The 3657-nt window shown below is 66.1% G+C and carries 5 protein-coding genes; all 5 read right to left on the bottom strand.

Going from position 1 to position 3657, the window contains the following annotated elements; all coding sequences use genetic code 11:
* On the bottom strand, positions 1-441 hold a 441-nt coding region (locus tag JOY90_RS15000), incomplete at its 3' end, for an NAD(P)-dependent oxidoreductase (protein ID WP_291691900.1).
* An 87-nt stretch (positions 442-528) separates the two neighbouring features.
* A complete protein-coding gene (locus tag JOY90_RS14995) occupies positions 529-1407 on the bottom strand; it encodes an EamA family transporter (protein ID WP_291691899.1) in 879 nt (292 codons plus the stop codon).
* A 115-nt stretch (positions 1408-1522) separates the two neighbouring features.
* Positions 1523-2212, bottom strand: a complete 690-nt coding sequence (locus tag JOY90_RS14990) for a class I SAM-dependent methyltransferase (RefSeq protein WP_291691898.1) — start codon at positions 2210-2212, stop codon at positions 1523-1525.
* Positions 2199-2759: an acetolactate synthase small subunit gene (gene ilvN, locus JOY90_RS14985; protein ID WP_291691897.1), complete on the bottom strand. Its 561-nt coding sequence runs from the start codon at positions 2757-2759 to the stop codon at positions 2199-2201. Before ilvN ends, JOY90_RS14990 begins: the two co-directional genes overlap by 14 nt.
* Positions 2760-3052: 293 nt before the next feature.
* Positions 3053-3657, bottom strand: a 605-nt coding sequence (locus JOY90_RS14980; RefSeq protein ID WP_291691896.1) for a thiamine pyrophosphate-dependent enzyme, incomplete at its 5' end; no start/stop codon positions are given.

Genomic DNA, 3657 nt, shown 5'->3' with positions numbered 1-3657 from the left:
CACGGTGTGGCCCGGCCCCTTCGGCGCGATCATCAGCACGTCGAGATCGGCGCGCGGGTCGAGCAGATTGAAGTGCACGTTGAGCCCGTGCGCGAACACCAGCGCGGCGCCCTTCTTCATGTTCTCGTGCAGATGCTCGCGGTAGATATCGCCCTGCAATTCGTCGGGGGTCAGCATCATCACGAGGTCGGCCCATTTGGCGGCCTCCGCCACCTCGACCACCTTGAAGCCCGCGGCTTCCGCCTTCTTGGCCGAGGCCGAGCCCTTGCGCAGCGCGATCCACACGTCCTTGACGCCGGAATCCTTCAGGTTCAGCGCGTGCGCATGGCCCTGGGCGCCATAGCCGATGATGGCGACCTTCTTGCCCTTGATCAGGTTCAGGTCGGCGTCGCGATCGTAGTAAACTCGCATTTGTTGTTTCCTTTTTCGTTGGCCGCCGATCGATCGGCGTAGTTGCGGGGACAAAATTTCCGGCGCTGTCTAGAGCATTTGGTGTTCAGGGGAAACCCTCTTCTCGCATGTGCTGCGTCACTCCGCGATCACGGGAATGGCCTGCGGGCGCCGTGCCAGCAGCATCACGCCGATGCCGCCGACCACGGTGAGCATGCCGGCGAGCCGCAGCGACCCGAACGTCTCGTGAAACACCACGCTCGACGCCGCCGAGCCGACGAACGGCACCAGCAGCGCGAACGGCACGACCTGCGCGGCCGGATGGTCGCGCAACAGCCGGCCCCACAGCCAGTAGGCAAAACAGGTCGAGATGCCGCCGACGAAGAGCATGCAGGCTATTCCGGTGAGCGACAGGCCGGTCAGCGCGTGCCAGGTCGGCGCTGCGCCGTCGGTCATGATCGCGAGCGCCAGCAGCGGCACGGCCGCGGTCAGGCACAGCCAGGCGAACAGGTCGAACATCGGCACGTCCCGCGCCTGCCGCAGCAGGAGATTGCCGATCGCGAAGCTGACCGGCGAGATCATCAGCACGGCGAAGGCCGAAATCGGGAAGTCATAGCCGACGGTGCCACAGATCATGAGAAGCCCGATCGCCGCGATGGCGATGCCTGCGACCTGCGGTCGTGTCGGGCGCTCGCCGAGGATCAGCGCGGCGAGCGCGATCGTGAACAGCGCCTGGCTCTGCACGATGACGCTGGCGAGGCCGACCGGCACGCCGCCCGCGATGCCGTAGGACTGCGCCAGGAACTGGCCGAGGAACAGCGTGAGGCTGATCGCGATCAGGCGCGGCCAGGAGATTTTCGGCTTGCGTACGAACAGGCACGGCGCGCCGGCGATGGCGAAGCGCAGCGCCGTCATCAGCGCGGGCGGCAATTCGTCGAGCGCGATCCGGCTCGCCACGAAGGCAAGTCCCCAGATCACCGCCACGAGAACGGCGAGGCAAATGTCGGCGGGCTTCATTCGCGGCTCCTAACCTCTCCCGCACTCGTCCGCCGAAGCCTTGGCGAACGCGGACGAGCGCAGGAGAGGGAGCGGACCGCCTCTGTGGTGGACAGGCGAACCAGCTATCACGTCATCAGCCCTGCTTGTCCGGCTTGCGCAGCAGATAGGTGCCGTGCAGCGGCGCGTGATAGTCGGCCTGCTCGAGGATGAAGCCCACCTCGGTGAGCATGCGCTCGATCACCCAGCCGAAGGTGGAATATTCGTCGCGCATGTGGGTGACCACGCTGTCGCGCTCGAAATCGTGGTTCTTGACGTGGAAGTCCGCCCATTGCTCGACGTCGCGCTCGCTGCCGTCGGGCATCCTGACGAAGACGATGTCGCGCAGATAGAAATTGGCGCCGGGCTTCAGCGCGCCATGGATGCGCGCCAGCGCCACCGCCTTCCAGAAATCCGGCAGATGGTGCAGCGTGAACTCGCTGACGATCAGGTCGTAGGAACTGGGCGCGTAGGCGAAGCTCAAGAGTCCCGCCGACTGGGTGCGAATCGCAGCGCGGCGGTCGCGCGCATAGACGTCGGCCAGCGCCAGCATGGCCGGCGAGATGTCGACGGCATCGACCTGGGCACCGAGCAGCGCCGCCTCGGTGGCGAGCACGCCGTTGCCGCAGCCGATGTCGGCGACGCGCCAGCCCGGCTTGACGCCGAGCCGGGTCAGCGCCGCGCGGGCGCGCACGTCATTGTCGTCACTGGGGCCGCAGATCGAGGCCACTGCACGGTCGATCCCGACCTGTCGCCGCTCGTTATAATACCAGTCACGTGCCAGCATGGCTCTGCATCCCCTCGGGCCCGCGCCCGATCGCGGCGACGCCGGTGCGGGAGACCTCGACCAGGCCGAGCGGGCGCATCAGATCGACAAACTGGTTGATCTTGCCGGTATTGCCTGTGATCTCGAACACCAAGCTCTCGATCGTGGCGTCGATCACCCGCGCCCGGAAAGCATCGGCCATCCGCAGCGCCTCGACCCGGTGCTCGCCGGTGCCGCGCACCTTCACCATCGCAAGCTCCCGCTCGATCGAGCGGCCGGCCTGGGTCATGTCGACGACCTGGTAGACCGGCACCATGCGGTCGAGCTGGTGCTTGATCTGCTCGATCACCATCGGCGTGCCCGTGGTGACGATGGTGATGCGGGAGAGATGCTTCTTGCTCTCGGTCTCCGAGACCGTGAGGCTCTCGATGTTGTAGCCGCGGCCGGAGAACAGCCCGATCACGCGCGCGAGCACGCCGGGCTCGTTCTGCACCAGCACCGTGAGCGTGTGCGTCTCGTTCGGATCGTGGCGGTCCTCGATGAAATAGGCGGATGCGGGCTGGTTCATGCTGGCTGTTCCGAAAGAGGTGCACTCCCTCTCCCCGCCCTTTGCGGGGGCGAGACGAGCAAAGCTCGCTCTGAGAGGGTTGGGGTGAGGGGCTGCTTCAGCGAGGACGGTGAAAGACGGATCCGCTGAGAGTCCCCCTCACCCGGATCGCATCTACGATGCGACATAGCCGAAGCTTCGCTTCGGCGTCCTCTTTGGAACGGCCGCCGGTAGGCGGCCTGCGCCTCTCCCCGCAAGCGGGGAGAGGTGAGGAGAGAGCGTGCTCGTCGCTGCTGCTTCATGACCGCACCAATTCACACCAGCGCCTTGCCGCCGGCGAAGGCGGTCGCGGTGGCCTCGTCATTGGCCTGCTCCGGCAGCAGCATCTCGTTGTGCGCCTTCCCCGAGGGGATCATCGGGAAGCAGTTTTCCAACGCCGCGACCCGGCAGTCGAACAGCACGGGCCGCTTGACCTTGATCATCTCGCGGATCGCGCCGTCGAGATCGGCCGGCTTGATCGCGCGCAGCCCGACGCAGCCATAGGCCTCGGCGAGCTTGACGAAATCCGGCATCGCCTCGGTGTAGGAATGCGACAGCCGGTTGCCGTGCAGGAGCTGCTGCCATTGCCGCACCATGCCCATGTACTGGTTGTTCAGGATGAACACCTTGATCGGCAATTCGTGCTGGACTGCGGTCGACATCTCCTGGATCGTCATCTGCACCGAGGCGTCGCCGCCAATGTCGATGACGAGGCTGTTCGGATGGGCGATCTGCACGCCGATCGCCGCCGGCAGGCCGTAGCCCATGGTGCCGAGCCCACCGGACGTCATCCAGCGGTGCGGCTCCTCGAAGCCGAAGAACTGCGCCGCCCACATCTGATGTTGGCCGACCTCGGTGGTGATGTAGACGTCCTTGCCGC

Source organism: Bradyrhizobium sp., from assembly GCF_019242285.1.
GTDB lineage: Bacteria > Pseudomonadota > Alphaproteobacteria > Rhizobiales > Xanthobacteraceae > Bradyrhizobium.
Note: the sequence above shows the minus strand (reverse complement) of the source record. Positions and strands in the feature narration are given on the sequence as shown.